Here is a 260-nt window from a genome sequence, read left to right as displayed (position 1 = left end):
CTGTATCTGAAAGCGCAAATGGCGCAGTCCACTACGCGCACTGTGGCCGCTCAGTATAAGGCTTTGAATACTCAGCAGCACCAGAAAGCCTGGGGTTGGACGAATCCCGATACTGGCGAATGGGTCAAAGAACGGGCTAAAGACCTGACGGACTTGTGGTATCCGATCCACTTCAAACGACCGCAGGTCGATTTGGTGTTCAACCGCGACTGGTCAGTGCTGGACAACTGGGCGCAGTTGTCCCTGAACACCATTCGCGG

The 260-nt window shown here is 55.0% G+C and carries 1 pseudogene; it reads left to right on the top strand.

Going from position 1 to position 260, the window contains the following annotated elements:
* Positions 1-18: 18 nt before the first annotated feature.
* Positions 19-260, top strand: a pseudogene (locus FD09_RS15735) (RNA-guided endonuclease TnpB family protein); the annotation flags it as partial.

The organism is Schleiferilactobacillus perolens DSM 12744, from assembly GCF_001435585.1.
In the GTDB taxonomy this organism is placed as follows: Bacteria; Bacillota; Bacilli; order Lactobacillales; family Lactobacillaceae; genus Schleiferilactobacillus; species Schleiferilactobacillus perolens.
Note: the sequence above shows the minus strand (reverse complement) of the source record. Positions and strands in the feature narration are given on the sequence as shown.